Source organism: Streptococcus suis, assembly GCF_002964575.1.
Classification (GTDB): Bacteria; Bacillota; Bacilli; order Lactobacillales; family Streptococcaceae; genus Streptococcus; species Streptococcus suis_R.
Genome location: NZ_POQQ01000026.1, coordinates 73,386 through 88,480 on the forward strand (window position 1 = coordinate 73,386; position 15,095 = coordinate 88,480).

At 36.3% G+C, this 15,095-nt stretch carries 16 protein-coding genes; 3 read left to right on the forward strand and 13 right to left on the reverse strand.

Annotated elements, in window-relative coordinates:
- Positions 1–7: 7 nt before the first annotated feature.
- From C1E58_RS02040 to C1E58_RS02095, 12 genes are all read right to left on the reverse strand, one after another.
- Positions 8–1,051, reverse strand: a complete 1,044-nt coding sequence (locus C1E58_RS02040; RefSeq protein WP_105209159.1) for a tyrosine-protein phosphatase — start codon at positions 1,049–1,051, stop codon at positions 8–10.
- Positions 1,052–1,054: 3 nt separating this feature from the next.
- Positions 1,055–1,861, reverse strand: a complete 807-nt coding sequence (locus tag C1E58_RS02045; protein WP_044772206.1) for a PTS system mannose/fructose/sorbose family transporter subunit IID — start codon at positions 1,859–1,861, stop codon at positions 1,055–1,057.
- Positions 1,858–2,631, reverse strand: a complete 774-nt coding sequence (locus tag C1E58_RS02050) for a PTS mannose/fructose/sorbose/N-acetylgalactosamine transporter subunit IIC (RefSeq protein ID WP_044772208.1) — start codon at positions 2,629–2,631, stop codon at positions 1,858–1,860. Before C1E58_RS02050 ends, C1E58_RS02045 begins: the two co-directional genes overlap by 4 nt.
- Positions 2,628–3,101: a PTS system mannose/fructose/N-acetylgalactosamine-transporter subunit IIB gene (locus tag C1E58_RS02055; protein ID WP_044772210.1), complete on the reverse strand. Its 474-nt coding sequence runs from the start codon at positions 3,099–3,101 to the stop codon at positions 2,628–2,630. Before C1E58_RS02055 ends, C1E58_RS02050 begins: the two co-directional genes overlap by 4 nt.
- A complete protein-coding gene (locus C1E58_RS02060; RefSeq protein WP_105209160.1) occupies positions 3,085–3,519 on the reverse strand; it encodes a PTS sugar transporter subunit IIA in 435 nt (144 codons plus the stop codon). Before C1E58_RS02060 ends, C1E58_RS02055 begins: the two co-directional genes overlap by 17 nt.
- Positions 3,520–3,677: 158 nt before the next feature.
- Entirely contained in the window at positions 3,678–5,708 is a 2,031-nt protein-coding gene (locus C1E58_RS02065; RefSeq protein ID WP_044772214.1) for an extracellular solute-binding protein, read from the reverse strand.
- 11 nt (positions 5,709–5,719) lie between these two features.
- The gene (locus C1E58_RS02070) at positions 5,720–6,319 is read right to left on the reverse strand and encodes an HAD family hydrolase (protein ID WP_105209161.1); all 600 of its coding nucleotides are present in this window, start codon (positions 6,317–6,319) and stop codon (positions 5,720–5,722) included.
- Positions 6,320–6,429: 110 nt separating this feature from the next.
- Positions 6,430–7,134, reverse strand: coding sequence for an MgtC/SapB family protein (locus tag C1E58_RS02075; RefSeq protein ID WP_044772217.1), 705 nt, complete (start codon positions 7,132–7,134; stop codon positions 6,430–6,432).
- The gene (locus C1E58_RS02080; RefSeq protein ID WP_044772220.1) at positions 7,134–8,831 is read right to left on the reverse strand and encodes an ABC transporter permease; all 1,698 of its coding nucleotides are present in this window, start codon (positions 8,829–8,831) and stop codon (positions 7,134–7,136) included. Before C1E58_RS02080 ends, C1E58_RS02075 begins: the two co-directional genes overlap by 1 nt.
- 1 nt (position 8,832) lies before the next feature.
- Positions 8,833–9,846 carry an ABC transporter ATP-binding protein gene (locus tag C1E58_RS02085; RefSeq protein WP_044772221.1) on the reverse strand — a complete coding sequence of 338 codons (1,014 nt, stop codon included), beginning with the start codon at positions 9,844–9,846 and terminating at the stop codon, positions 8,833–8,835.
- A 28-nt stretch (positions 9,847–9,874) separates the two neighbouring features.
- Positions 9,875–10,936, reverse strand: coding sequence for an extracellular solute-binding protein (locus C1E58_RS02090; RefSeq protein ID WP_052805546.1), 1,062 nt, complete (start codon positions 10,934–10,936; stop codon positions 9,875–9,877).
- A gap of 11 nt (positions 10,937–10,947) precedes the next feature.
- Positions 10,948–11,784, reverse strand: a complete 837-nt coding sequence (locus C1E58_RS02095; protein WP_105209162.1) for a glycerophosphodiester phosphodiesterase family protein — start codon at positions 11,782–11,784, stop codon at positions 10,948–10,950.
- Between the two features lie 305 nt (positions 11,785–12,089).
- On the opposite strand from C1E58_RS02095, the gene C1E58_RS02100 reads away from it, so the two are divergent.
- Together C1E58_RS02100 and C1E58_RS02105 are read left to right on the forward strand one after the other, a co-directional pair.
- Positions 12,090–12,443 carry a plasmid mobilization protein gene (locus C1E58_RS02100; protein ID WP_105209163.1) on the forward strand — a complete coding sequence of 118 codons (354 nt, stop codon included), beginning with the start codon at positions 12,090–12,092 and terminating at the stop codon, positions 12,441–12,443.
- Position 12,444: 1 nt separating this feature from the next.
- Positions 12,445–13,740: a relaxase/mobilization nuclease domain-containing protein gene (locus C1E58_RS02105; RefSeq protein ID WP_105209164.1), complete on the forward strand. Its 1,296-nt coding sequence runs from the start codon at positions 12,445–12,447 to the stop codon at positions 13,738–13,740.
- A gap of 2 nt (positions 13,741–13,742) precedes the next feature.
- Here the strand turns inward: C1E58_RS02105 and C1E58_RS02110 are convergent, their stop codons facing one another.
- Complete coding sequence (locus tag C1E58_RS02110; RefSeq protein ID WP_105209165.1) at positions 13,743–14,240, reverse strand: hypothetical protein; 498 nt, start codon at positions 14,238–14,240, stop codon at positions 13,743–13,745.
- Positions 14,241–14,402: 162 nt separating this feature from the next.
- On the opposite strand from C1E58_RS02110, the gene C1E58_RS02115 reads away from it, so the two are divergent.
- Positions 14,403–15,095: an XRE family transcriptional regulator gene (locus tag C1E58_RS02115; RefSeq protein ID WP_105209166.1), complete on the forward strand. Its 693-nt coding sequence runs from the start codon at positions 14,403–14,405 to the stop codon at positions 15,093–15,095.

A 15,095-nucleotide genomic window follows, 5' to 3' on the forward strand; every position in this document is an offset into this window, starting at 1 on the left:
CTATACTTTACTCTAAATACATTTCCCTAAGTCTATCGATAATTTCCTTATCAAGATTTAACTCTGAGATAGCATATTGCTCAATTGAACCGTAATCATCAAAAATAGAATTGATAGATGCTTCAATAAAATCTGACTTCGTATCAATAAAAGAATAGAGATGATCTAACACTTTTTTATCGGTTGTTAGTTTTCTATACCCTTCCATTTTTACTCTATTTCGTTCCTCACGATTTTTTCCAGTAATTAGATAATCTTGAATTAAATCCTCCTTACTGACACCGAGAATTCCTAATAGTAACATAGCTCCGTAACCAGTACGATCTTTGCCTCCTCGACAATGCTGAACACTAGCTGGTGAATTTGGATTTGCAAGTACAGTTAGCATTTTAGAAAATGCCGCTTTAGATTCATTACCTTCTGCAAATGTTCTATATTGTGAATAGACAACTTCTGAGTGATCAACTAATTGACCTGATTTTTGTTGCTCAATTATTTTATTGATAAGGTTAATGTCCTCATCCTCTTTAGAAGACTGAAATTGAGCTGCGAGCTCTGCAACATGAGCAGATGGATCTAGTTGAAAGCTCGTGACACCTGTATGAATTATAGGATTGGGGTACTTTGACACCTCATTATCACTCCTATAATCAACAATTGTCTTTAAGTTCAACTGTCTTAGATATTCTAAACCATCTTCTGTTGCATTGTGAATATGATCAGAACGATATAACACCCCCCATTTTACTCTCTTACCATTATTAGCTTTATAACCACCCATATCTCTAAAATTATTCATTCCAGACACTGGTAAAGTTCTTTCAGCAACTTTGTACTCGCCTGACTTGGATTTAATCAGGAAATACGGTCTTCTATCTAACTCTAGCAGAATTTCAAATTTGTTATCATCAGTTTTCTTTAGAAATTTAATTGGCTCACCGTCTGAGCTACTTAACAGAAATACTTCGACTTCTTCATTTTCAGAATCACTTTCTCTAATAAAAGTGTAGATATTCTTCTGAAACTGTTTCACTTCAAACTCTTTAGCCATAATCTAACCTAACACTTTCAAATATGTCAAGAGGATAGAAATAACCATAATTCCAAAGATTAATAGTGGAGCATGTTTGCCATTTGTTTTCTTCAAAATTTTATAGATAACAAAAGTTAACAGAATGCTAAACAGCCCAGGCATAACTTTGTCAAACATTTCTTGGAAGAGGATAACGTTGTCACCAGCCTTAATTTCAGAGACAACATTTACTTTAACGACAGAAGCAATAAGTCCTCCGATAACCATAAGACCGACAACATTCGCAATATTTGATAGACGTTGCAGGATATTGCCACCTACTCCTTCAATCAATTCTACTCCTTTAGCGTAGCCTAAGTGGATACCATAATATTTAGACGCAATGTTTACAAAGTTATAGAGTAAGAACATTACAATCGGACCGAGGACACTACCATTTAATGCTAGGGCTGCACCAATACTTCCGCAAATTGGTAACCAAGTGAATTTCAATACACTATCACCAATGCCTGCGAGTGGTCCCATTAGGCCAGTTTTGATACCAGTCACAGTATCCTTCTGATCTTCAGTTGTCGTTTCTTCCACGGCAGCTGCAATTCCAAGAATCAAGGCATCTGAGTTAACATGACTGTTAAAGAATTCAAGATGGCGCTTCATAGCTTTCACACGCAACTCTTTTGGCTTATCCTTGTACAAACGCTCAAGAACAGGTGTGAAACTTGACAAGAAACCAATAGCTTGCATAGATTGGAAGTTATTAGTTACGTTTAGTAATTGCATTCTCCAAAATACTTTGTTTAAATCTTGCTTTGTAATTTTGTTACTCATAGATCATAGTCCTCCTCATCATTATCAATTTGTCCGACAACTTCTTTAACTTGAGCTTTTTGAGTTGCCAAGTCGTAAATCAAAGCAATCGGTAAAGCGATTAGAGTGATTGGTAAAACTGAAAGCTGCAGATAAACTGCTAGAGCAAAACCAGCGATTAGGAATGTCCAAAGCTCAGCTTTTTTCAACATCATCAGCATCAAGAGACCAATACCCACAGCAGGAATAATCTTACCTGCTACTGAAAGACCTGACATAATTTCTTTTGGAAGTGCAGCAACAACTTGGTCTACTACACCAGCACCGAGATATACAGCAATGAAAGTTGGAACTGCACGAATAAGGAAGGCAATTACCATTGGAATATAGTTAATACGATAAACTTTACTAAAGTCACCAGTCTCTGCGACTTTTTCAGCGATTGGATTCAAATAAACAATACTTGAACGATATAGTACGAGTAATTGTTGAGCTAATAGAGAAGCTGGAACCGCAACTGCTACAGCAGTCGCAACACCACCTGATGCAAGACCTAATGCCGTCCCGATTGCAGTACCTGAAATGATGTCAGGTGCTGAATAAGCTCCAACGTTACCGATACCCATCCACATAACTTCTAGTGAAGCACCAATGAGTAATGATGTTTGTACATCTCCCATAATCAAGCCGATAACGGGAGCAATCAGCAAGGGACGTCTCAACATTTGAGTACCAATATCATCAATTGCACATAGACCAGCCCACGCTGCAATTAGTAATGCCTGAATCATAAAATGACCTCCTCTAATTTAATTTTTTCGTCGTTTGGAACCATCTGAATTGTTACTTCCACTGAGTTTTCCAATAATTTCTTGAATGCTTCCTTCTCGGAAGGTGTAACAGCAACCGACTTAGTTAGCTTCTCCCTACCTTCTTGGAACCTCATTCCACCCACATTAAGAGAAGGAATTGGAACACCAACTTCGTAAGCTCTTAATACATCTTCACTAGTCGTAAATAGTAGCATTGTTCGTCTAGTAATTTTGTTTGTTTTGATAATTTCACCAAATTTTTCAACAGGAAATGCTTTTACAGAAATTCCTTGTGGAGCTGCCATAGTCAAAATACTTTTTTGAGTTTTGTCGCCAGCAACTTTATCATTCAAAACAATAATTTGCTCAATCTTATGCATATTAACCCAGGTCGTAACTACTTGACCGTGAATTAAGCGATCATCTATCCTACTAAAGACTATAGTCATCTTCTTCTCCTTCTTCAATTAAATCTTGTTTAGTCCTGACACTAAATCCTTGGTCATAAGCTGTCTTTAATACAGCAGCTAATGATTCAATTTGCTGTCCACGATTCATCAGAACTTCTAAAAGCATGGGTAGATTCAATCCTGAGACAACTACTACTTTTTCCTGAGATAAAAGTTGTGATGCTAAATTTATTGGAGTTCCTCCGATAATATCCGTAAGAACAACCAGTCCTTTAGTTGTATCCAACGAGGAAATCTTTTGAAACATCTTTTCTTTTAGAACCTCGACATCGTCAACTGTATATACTCCTAATGTCTCAAAGTTGGTCTGCTTACCTACAATCAACTCTGCACTATCAATTGCAGCCTTCGCAAAATTACCATGAGACATTAGTAGTAGTGCAACACTGTCTGACATATTATCCTCCTGATTTATTTTAATTTAATAAAAACTTTGGTTTTATAAGTTAATTATAAAGGGAATTATATGCGGTTTCAATGAAAGGATTTTCACTTTATAAAGTGAAATTTTGTGAAAAAAAGAAGCAATTAGTCACAAGACTAACTGCCACTATTTCATTCAGAAAATCTTTCAATTAACTCTCGCCCTAATAAATTTTCAAAATCTAAATCAGTAACAAAATCATGCCAATTACTCCTACTTCCCTGACTGAAAGTCTCCTTAAAATTCTCAAACCATGGATACATTTGTCCGAGATTAGTGTCCTCAATAACTGTTTCTACAGGAAGTACACCTCCAAGGTAGGCTAATAGACGAGAAACATCTGGTGAATACAGCCATTTTAAAAAGTTCAAGCAGTGAGTAACCTCAACGGAGTATCGACTAATACCAATAGAGCCACCTCCGGTCATCGCTTGTTTACCTGGTACACTAGCAATATCAAATTGATAGGTAACATCATACTTCTCTGAACCAGAAAACAATGGTGATATATAGTTTGAAAAGACAATTTCCATTGCGGTATGACCTAGACGTAAATTTTTGACGTGGTCTTCCCACCATAAATCAAGTTTTCCATTCGTACATGTCACGCTCTTTTTATAATCATTAAATGCCTCATTTATAACGGACAAGTCCATGCTATTATTAAGTAACTTTTCTCTATATCTTGGCATAAAGTCACATGTTGCTACAATAGGGGTCTTGACTGCTAGTGTATGGCCAAAATCCGTCTCCGAATCTTTGTTAAAAGACTTACTAAAGAAAAACGACACGCGATCAAACTCTTCAAAAGTTTTTGGTACAGCCAATTGTTTTTTGAACTTCTCGTAATACTGACGCTGGAGTAGCGTATTATCAAAAAGGTCTTTTCGATAAACTAAGACTTGACTGGAGATATCAAATGGGAAAGTGTATTGCCTATCGGACTGATAGCTATACTCTAAGGCAATACCTGTCATCAACTTACTGTTAATTAACTGAGCCACCTCTTGGCTAGTCAATTCCTGAAAAATTGTTTCAGCAAAATTTGGTAACCAAGCCATATCTACACGAATCAAATCAACACGATTCAAAAAATCTTGATTTGATAAGTTGGCAAGCAATTTTTGATAGGTGAATTCTTCGATACGAATAGTAATTCCTGTCATGGCCTTGTATTTTTCAACCAGTACCTTAATAGCATTTGACATTGGTGATTCAACAATTGCAAAAGTTAAGGTTAAAGCAACTTGTTGACAAGTATCCTCATTATGACTCTCGATTTCTTTAAGCTCAATAGGAGAATAATCATTATTCTCTAAAATATTTAGTACCCGTTTTGCAACTAATTTATAATCTAATTTCAAATAGGAGGTATTCTGAAGACCTACGATATCACGACAACCTAATACCAAAATATGAGGCCTGTCCGTTTTCCCAAACCAATTAAACAAGTCGATTAATTCCTTAGCAACCTTACCATCAGAAACAACTATTGTGTCATTAGCCGTTAGATGAGACAATTTTGAGTACGTCATCACAATGTTATTATTGTCAGAATCTGTCAACAACCGTACTCTGAAATCTGATTTAAGTAAAACTCGATGCAGATTCTCAAATAGGGAAAAACCATCATATGGACTGATGAGTGTAACAATCCCATTTGAACGGACTTCTAAGAAATTTAACACCAGTGCATGGATACGGTCAATATCAAAGTTGATGCTAGGATTGTTCTTATTATCAACAAGAATGAGTTTAGTTCCTTGATTTTCTATGTCTGTCGTACGTGTTGGCTCGAGCCCAAGACAAACCACTGCAAGGGGTAAGAGAGAACTAATCTTTATAATCCGCTCATCTAAATCAACCTGATTTTTGAAATAAACTAAATCAATATCATAGTCATCACTATCAAAGGTCAATAGAAAATCAATGAGGTCAGTGTAATGAAAACGACCAAAATATGGAATAAAAACGCAGACTTTTTTTGACAATCCTTTTCTCAGAACCTGAGCTTGGGAATTTAGTTGGTAGCCAAGACGCTTTGCCGCCTCTTCTACCAACTTAATTTTTGAAGATCGAACATTTCCTCTTTTATTTAAGACATTTGATGCCGTACCATGTGAAACTCCAGCCTCACGAGCAATATCTTTTATAGTAACCATAACCTAGCCTCTTATTTTAAAAAAACATCCAAATACTCTAAAAATAATCTTATTTCTGTTACCTGATAAGTATTTATGCCCTGATTTCGGGCAGCCACAAGGTTCTTTTCTAAGTCATCAAAGAAGTATGTATTGCTTGGTTCAAGGTCATAAGTTTTCAATAACATCTGGTAAATCTGAGGTGCTGGCTTGGATTGCTTTACCTCATAAGATAATATTTTACCATCCAAAATTGATAGGAGTTCTGGTGCTCGTTCTTCCAAACAAGGATAAAATAATTGAGAAGTATTAGAAAGAATATATAACTTATGTCCATGTTGCTTTAATGAAGCCATTTTTTTAACTACATCATCATAGAATCTGGCATAACGATACCAGTACCACATGATTTGATGAACTTCTTCCTCAAATTTATATGATAAGGCCTCATTAACTTTAAGCTCAACTTCTTCAATTGTATGAAGGCCGGCATCCATTTCTTCCCATAAGCCTGAGCCAAAAATAGAATCATCTACTCGACAACGTGACTCATCATCAGGTAATAAAGTCTTCAAAAATATTTCCTTGTCCCACTCAATAATCACATTTCCAAAATCAAAAACTAAATTCATTCCACTCCTCTTTTCACTTCACAACAATATTATTTCACTTACTATTCTACCAAAATACATTGAATTTTCGTAGTCACTTTATAATATTAAGGTGCTGTCTAGACAACACCTTATTTCAATTCCTCTAAATATATCACACCTGGTATCCCAGATAAATCTTCCATCAACTTTAAATGATTAAACGATTCATTAAGTTTCAAGGACAGGTAGCAAGAAACTTGACTGGCTTCTTCTTGATATATCCCTTTTTTCTTATCGTTATGACTTAGTCCATTTTGCATATCCAGTATTTTAATATCAGAGGTACTTAAAAAGATAAGGAGACGATTAAAGCCTTCTAACGAGTTAAAAATAATATGGAAATCTGCAATTTTAGATCTACTATTTAAATAATCTTTTAAAGGAGTAAATAGGGTCATAATACCAATTAGAGCGACAGTTGAAATAAAAGCACCTGAGTAGAAACCAATTCCAGTAGCTAGACCAACTACAGCGGAAGCCCACAGTCCTGCTGCCGTGGTTAGTCCACGAATTTTCTGGTTATCTGTTACTAAGATAGTTCCAGCACCTAGAAATCCTAAGCCACTAATAACTTGTGCACCCATTCGTGTAGGATCACCATAGCCATTTTTAAGGACGATGTATTGGTTGGTCATCATAACCATAGCTGAAGCTAAACACACAAGAATGTAAGTACGAATTCCAGCCGCCTGATTTTTAACGCCTCGTTCAAATCCTATAATACCACCTAAAACAACTGATAAGGTTACCCTAAGTAAAATCGTAGGTAGTGTCAAATCTCCCAACTCACCCATTACCGTTTAGACCCCTTTTGAGTTCTGAAACGATGACTTAGATACAAGGCAGAAGCCGACATGACCATCAAGATTACTGAATAAACAAACATCATAGCGATAGCATTGACGGTAGCTGTCTCATCTGTTGCTGATTTAATGACGACACCAAGTGGTCTAAAGAGAGGATGGTAGAGGAAGACCGATAAATCATAGTCCGATAATAGTGAGTTAAAGTTTAGTACCATTACAGACAGCACGACTGGCATAATAAACGGAATGATTACCTTTACCATAGTGTAGAAACTAGATGCTCCCATACTGCGGGCGGCTTCTTCCATATCACTGTCAATACTAAAGAATACTGCTCGAATCATCCGATATGAAAACGGAAGTTTTTGGATAATGTAAGCAATGAGCATCATACCTAAGGTACCAATGAGAACCTGATTAAATACAATCAAACGAGGCTCGTTAAAGGTAAACATCAGACCGAGGGCAATTAGGGTACTCGGTAAAATCCATGGGATCAAAGCGCCGTACTCAAAGAATTTATCGAACTTATATGTGTTCTTATGAACAATTCTTGAAATAACAATTGCAATAACAGTAGCTACAAATGCAGCTAATGCTGCATAAAGCAAACTTACAAGATACGGTTTAAAGAACTCAGCGTTTGAGAAAAGCTCTTTATAATTAGTTAAAGTGAAGCTAGATAAGCTCAAGTTACCAGTTTTAATTGTCAATGCATCTGTGAATGAATATAGGACAACCAGGGTAATAGGCAACATGTAAATCAAAAATAGCATGTAGGCAACAATATGGGCAATGACATTCCAAACTGGTGATGTGATAACTTGTTTTTTCAGACCAGCTTTTGTTTTTGAAACAGAAACATAGTTACCACCTTTTTCTACCTTGTTAAGCAAGGTTAACAGTAAGATTGTTGCCAAGCCCAACATGATGGCTAAGAAGGCTGCAAGATCCCTTGACCCATTGGACTTTGCAAAACTAATAATCATCGGGTTAATGGTTTGAAACTCCTTTCCACCCACAATGAGTGGGGCAGAAACTGCTGACAAACCAGTTAAGAAAGTCAAAATGGTTAAGGCGAACAATGTAGGTTTAAATGTCGGCAGTACCACTTTGAAGAATACAGTCATTGGTTTCGCACCCATGTTTCGAGAAGCTTCAATCGTGTGATAATCAACACTACGTACAGCATTCGTCAAAAACATGATATGGTTTGATGTACAAGCGAAAGTCATGATAAACAAAACCGCTCCGAAACCATGAAACCAATCTGCATTCATACTAGGAAAAACTGACAGCAATAACTTAGTAATCAGTCCATTACTCCCATAAACAAATTTATAGCCAGTAGCGAGAACGATACCTCCGTAAATCAAAGAAGACATATACCCAAGCTTGAGAACTTTGGCTCCCTTGATATCCCAATACTCTGTCAAGAGAACGACGAGAGTACCAACTAGGTTAACAGTTACTACCATAGAAATGGCTAATTTAAAACTGTTAGCAATACTGTTTAGGGCCCGTTCTGAACTCATAATCTTATCCAAAGCACGCAAGGAGAACTCACCATCTTTGAAAAAGACATTTGTCAGAAGTCCGATATTTGGATATATGATGAAGGCTACCAGCAACCACAGAACACCTATCCGTAGTATCCAGTCTTTCCATTTGATATCTTTGAGCATACTACTTACCTCCGTATTGCATAATGTCTTTTGGATTGATAAATAGAGTCACGACATCATCAATAACATGGCTTGAATGCCCATCATTCTTTTCAATGATATTAACTTGTTGTCCATTATCCAATACAACAGTGTATTTAATGAAGACACCATTGAATTCCAAATCGATAGTCTTCCCTTGGATAGACAAATCACTTTCTGATTGTCTTTCCAATTTAACACGTTCTAAGCGGACATAGCCACTTGTTTGTTCAAAAATTGGCAAGCCATTAGCAAGTAGAGCCAAGGTTTGTTCTGACAGATGGTTGATATCACCAATGAAATCACATACAAATTCTGTCTTAGACTGATTGTAAATCTCATACGGGGTACCAACTTGCTCAATAAAGCCATTATTAAAGACAGCAATACGATCAGATAACGTTAAGGCTTCTTCTTGGTCGTGAGTGACATAGAGCGTTGTTATGCCTAACTCCTTCTGAAGTCGCTTCAACTCCAAACGCAGATCAACACGCAATTTGGCGTCCAAGTTTGACAGAGGTTCGTCCAAACATAAAATCTTAGGTTCTAAGACCAGAGCCCTTGCTAAAGCAACACGTTGTTGCTGTCCACCGGAGAGTTCTGAAATATTACGCTTCAGTTGCTCATCAGAAATCTTGATTTTTTTAGCAACCTCATGAACCTTGGCTTTAATGATTTCAGGAGAAATCTTCTTAACTTTCAGACCAAATGCAATATTATCATAAACTGTCATTGTAGGGAACAAGGCATAACTTTGGAAAACAATACCAATCTCACGTTTTTCTGGATCTAAATTCGTGATGTCCTTACCATTAACATGAATGGTACCCTTAGAGGGGTTGATGAACCCCACTAAGGTACGCAAGGTTGTTGATTTACCACAACCACTTGGTCCGAGAAATGTAAAGAACTCCCCTTCCTTGATTTCTAAATTCAAATTGTCAATCGCAATAAAATCTGCATATTTGATTTGTATATCGTTAAAGGTAATCATATACACCTCTCCTCACTTCTAAATGTTACTATTCTACGAATTCAAGCTCAGCTTTTTCAACCCATGAGTTAATGTTCTCACCGATGAACACCCAATCCAATTCTTGAGGTTTAACGCTGCTTGCAAAGTCTTTAATTTCAGCTTTAGCACCTTCAAGAGCTGTCTTGTTAGCAGGGATTGAACCAAACTCGTCGCTCCATGCTTTTTGAACTTCTGCACTACCAAACCAGTTGATAAACTCTTTAACAAGTGCTTCTTTCTTGCTAGTTGACAAAATACCAACTTGCTCAGTGACGTAAGGAACACCTACTTTAGGGCTCATAACTTGGAATTTATAGCCACGTTCAGCTTCGTTTTGAAGAACGCCTGAACCCCACATCATGCTGTAATTCAATGGGTTGCTATCATCGATAAGAGCAGAGATGTAATCTTCTCCCTGTGCGTAAGTATGTGCGTTTTGAATGTACTTCTTAGCTACTTCCCAACCTTCGTCAGAGATACCCAAATCACCTTTTTCGTCAGCATAGCGGCTAACGATACTTGCGAAGATATTCTTAGAAGTACCTGTGTTCAAGCCAGAGATACCATAAGCACCTTTATAGGCGTCTTTGGTCAAATCTGTCCAGTCACTTGGCATATCAGCTTTTGCATTACCAATCAGTACCAATGGTTGAACAACAATTGGGTGGTAGTAGCCGTCAGCATCACCAAGTGTAGCATCTACTTCATTTGCCCACTCTGGACTGTATTTAACAAGAAGTTTTTCATCTTTGATACGGTTGAACTCCAAGTTGTTCAAACCAAATACCATATCAGCAATCGCATTGTTTTTCTCTGCAATCAAGCGGTCAGCCAATTCACCACCAGAGATGTCGACGTAAGAAATTTTAAAGCCTTTTTCAGCAGCTTTTTCTTTGAGCCAATCACCACGACCATCCGTTGTCGAGTTAGAATAGATGACAATCTCTTGTGAGTAATCAATTTCAGCTGGAGCACTTTCTTTAGCTGGCTCAGCTGATTTAGATGTGCCACAAGCAGTCAACAAGAGTGCTGCGCTAGCGAACATGCAAAGTTTTTTAAAGTGTTTCATGAGAATTTCTCCTATTTAATATTTTTTTTGTAGTTATTTTCAATTAAGCAAGAATACAATAAGTATGGCCAATCTGTTTGAATGATATCAAAACCAAGTTCAACTAATTTGATCCAAGAATATCCATTGTCAAACAAAGCTACTTCATCATCAATTCTTGCAGCCAGTACAATCGTGTCATTTAGACGAAGAGCATTTACCCAGGTAAGAATGCCTTTATTACGAAGTCGTTGCATAGTAGCAGGGCTAATCAATTCTGAATCTAAATCTTCAAAAATCAGTTCTACTGCAACTAAGTTAATACCTCCAAAGTTTAGAACTAACTCCAGTTCTTCAACCGTTTTGACAATCGGCATAAACATAACATCTAATTCAGAATCTCGCAATTTCTCCAGCAACTCTCTTTTTGCTGGCGCTTTAAGCAGGACTTGATTTAATGACTTATATGTTTTAAGTTTATCAAGGAATGTATCCCAATAGAACCAACTACGATCAATGTTGATCAAGCTCTTCCCTTCCAGATTGGCAAGAACTTCTTCAATAGTCTCTAGCCTTTGATCTACTGGTTCAGCAAGTGAGTTGAAACAAGGTAGACCTTTAATTTCTTCTGAAGGCAAGAGACGAAGATCAATGTTCATATCAAAGACCAGCTTTTCTTGACCATCATGGAAAGCGAAGAATTCACCATCAATTGAACGGACAACGTCAACTTCGACCATATCACCTTTATGACGAATGGCATTCAGGTAAGCTTTGGTCGTGTTTTGAATGACGTTACCGCCGTTAGTACCGCGGTGAACCGCAATCAGCACCCCCCTTTCTTCTCGATATTTCTGTAAAAGATTCATCTGACTTCCTCCTTTATTTCTTCACAAGATTATTGTAAGCGTTTTTTGGAACGTGTCAAGTTTTTTTGCGTAATTTTTAAAAAAGTTTTTTAAACAAATAAAACTGTAAGAAATCTAAATTATATGATATAATTAAAAAAATATCTCAGCTTACCGCTCTACAACTTTGAACTGTTGTAGCAAGCACAGTAAGTGGGTACCCACTTACGATAAAATTAACGAAGCAGACGCCCTTGGCTCTGCTTTTTTCGTTACATTTTACTTGTTAGGGAGAACCCTAAGACCCCAATAGAAAGGAATAGATAATGGAAAAACGTACTAGACCCAATCAATTAAAAATTCGACTTTCGGATAAAGAACTTGCTCAAGTGCGACAAAAATATGGACAATCTAGGTCAAAATCAATGCGGCATTTCGTCCTCAAGTGTATCCTTGAAACATCGATTTATGAAGTCGATATGCAGCCATTTAGAGAGTTACAACATCTCCTTTCCAAGACCTCCACTAATGTCAACCAAATTGCCAAGAAGGTCAATACTTACTCCCTTGTTTATAAAGAGGACATTACGACAATCCAAAACGAAATATATCGTTTGAGCAAGGAACTCAATAAATTACAAAACATACTCTACAACAGAACAGATCAGGGGGATATTTAATATGGCTGTTACTAAAATTCACCCCATTAAATCTACTCTGCATTTTGCAATAGACTACATCTTTGAGAAGAAAAAAACAGATGATCAAACGCTCATTTCGACACACATGTGTTTTCCTACCACTGCTCATTTACAATTCTTACAAACTCGAAAAGAGAATAAAGTAAATGGAACGGTACTAGCTAGACACCTGATTCAGTCCTTCTTACCAGGTGAAGTTGACCAAGAAACTGCCCATAAAATTGGACTAGAACTCTGTAAAAATATCTTGAAAGATGAGTATGAATTTGTACTTACTACTCATATTGACAAAGGCCATATTCATAATCATATTATTTTTAATAATGTCAATTTTAAAACTGGGAAATGCTATCAAAGCAATAAACGGACCTATCACCAAATACGGTATACTAGTGATCGCATATGCAAAAAATACAAATTGTCAATTATTGATGAACATTATCAAACCTATCGAACGAAATACAAAACCAGAGGAAAATCCCATTATGAGTGGGAACAAAGCCAAAATGGTAAAGGTTGGAAGTCATATTTACAATTTCTTATCGACCTAAATATTTCACGTTCGAACTCATGGGACGACTTTCTTGACCGTATGAGGAAATCAAAATGCGAAATCAAATTTGGAAAACACATTGCCTTCAAATATAAAAATGCTTCTAGATTCACACGCTCTAAAACAATAGGATCCGACTATACTGAGGAAAGATTGAAAAAAAGAATTGAGAATAATCCGCCTCAACAACTTATTGATACAAGTAAGATTAATGATAAAAAAGGATTGGAATTTTGGGCGAGAAAACACAACTTAAAATCCATGGCACAAGGTCTAGTTGAACTGAGAAACCTAGGTATTCAAACAAAAAATGATTTAGAACTTGCCATCGAATCTATTGCTGATAAACAAATCTCGATTCAAGATGAAGTTAAGCAAATTGATAAAGAAATGACGGAACTTGGTAAGATAATGAAAAATCTTTACGTCATACAGAAGAATAGACTCATTTATCATCATTATCAGAAGCAACCAAATAATCGCCAGTTCTTAAAAGAATATCAGAAAGATATTACTGCCTACAAAAAGGCCAAACAAGACCTTTCACTCAATAATAAATCAGCCAATCCAAAAGACATATTATCCCAGTTAGAACAATTGCAAGAAAAAAAGAATACCCTTATGACAGAGTATTCTCAAATAAAATTTCAATTCAACAAACTATATCAGCACAAGAAAAATATTGACTATTACTTTGAAACTGAACAAAATCGCAATATTTAAGATTATCCACCAGCTAGATAATCCATCCGCTTCTTCCATACAGGTATAGAAACAAAGAAGAATAGTATATAGTAAAATACATCATTAGCAAGGTCATTATTCAAAAACTGTAACCGATAGGTTGCTTCAATGTTTGAATTCAAGATTGATAACAGGGAAGTTATGAAATCAATTGCCAAACAAATACCTATCCCTACACCAAAATATACTATGACGAAATTGATAATCTTACTTACCTTTGGCAAGTAAATGGTCAACAACAACATTAGAAAACTATAGACCACGATTGAAGTCAATCCAAACAAAACATCCCAAAAATAAATCATATTTCCGCTTGAAATTTTACTGGATACTGGTCCGTGTAAAAGATAAATTGTATAGATAAATACTGCAACGAAATCAATTGCAAAACAAGTAAGCTTAACAGAAGTCTTTGCAAAGAAAAAGAAAAGACAAATTGCTGCAACAATAATTAGCCCATATAAACTTAACAAAATCATAACAGTATCACTCCTTTTGCACTTCTAGTTTACTGCATTTCTCATATTTTGTCCGCTCATTATATAGAATTGTCGAATTATTTTTAAACTAATACTTGTCAAATTACAAAAAATATTTTATACTTTGTGTAAGTTTATAAACTGACACAGAAAGGAGTAATCATGTTCTCTCCAAAAAAATTAAAAGAAAAAAGAATAGAATTAGGATTTTCACAAGCTGAAATAGCACGAAAACTGAAGATTAGTCGCATGTCTTTTAGTGCCTGGGAAAGCGGAAAAACCAAACCAAATCAGAAGAATCTTTCCATACTTGCTGATATTTTCGACGTAGAGGAATCTTTTTTTGAATCTGAATATACTATCGTTCAAAACTATCTTCTACTCACAGATGAAAATAAATTAGCTGCCGAGGATTATGTTGAACAACTTTTAGCATCTCAATCCATTGCTGAGAATGTTGTGTCACTGTTCTCCTATCAGGTGCTTTCCGAAGTTCAATTATCTGCCGGACCAGGTGAAAGTTTCTTTGATGAGTATGAAACAGAAACTGTTTATTCAGAAGATGAATATTCAGGGTTTGATATAGCAACTTGGATTTCAGGTAACTCAATGGAACCTGTTTACAAAGACGGAGAGGTTGCGTTGATTCGAGCTACTGGATTTGATTATGATGGGGCTGTCTATGCATTAAACTGGAATGGAGCTCTCTACATCAAGAAACTCTATCGTGAAGAAGACGGCTTTAGAATGGTTTCTATCAATCCAGATGTCGTCGAGAAATTTATCCCCTTTGAAGATGAAATCAGAATTGTTGGCAAGGTTGTAGGGCACTTCATGCCGGTGATTGGAGGTTAG